Below are 507 nucleotides of genomic sequence, written 5' to 3' on the forward strand. Positions count from 1 at the left end.
GCGAAACCATTTTCGTCGGCCAGTATCTGTATAAGGGACTGCTGAAAACGCTCGACTGGCCGGCGATGCACCGCAGAGCCAACGAGATCCTCACCCGGCTGGAAGTCCAGATCGACCCGCGAGCCACGCTGAAAACCCTCAGCATCGCCCAGCGTCACATGGTGGCAATTGCCCGGGCGCTGGCTTTCGACGCCCAGGTGGTGATCCTCGATGAGTTTCACGAGCGCAGCCTGCAGGCGGATCTGGCCCTGGCCCTGCTGCTGGACGTCCAGCAGGGGTTACGTGACGATCTCAAGCTGCTGATCATGTCGGCGACCCTCGATAACGATCGCCTGCAGCGTCTGCTGCCGGAGGCGCCGGTGGTGGTCTCGGAGGGGCGCGCTTATCCGGTGGAGCGTCGCTTCAGCCCGCTCTCCGCGCAGCAGCGTTTTGATGAGGCTGTGGCGGTAGCGGCGGCGAAAACCTCATCGGTCAGGCCGAAGGCCCAGAGGGCGGTTTTCTTTTTAT

General features: G+C 62.9%; 1 pseudogene. It reads left to right on the top strand.

The features are described from left to right. Positions 1–65: 65 nt before the first annotated feature. A pseudogene (locus MKP05_RS21930) lies at positions 66–155 on the top strand (hypothetical protein); the annotation flags it as partial. Positions 156–507 lie beyond the last annotated feature (352 nt).

This window comes from Halomonas flagellata (assembly GCF_022487945.1).
GTDB classification, from domain to species: domain Bacteria; phylum Pseudomonadota; class Gammaproteobacteria; order Pseudomonadales; family Halomonadaceae; genus Halomonas; species Halomonas flagellata.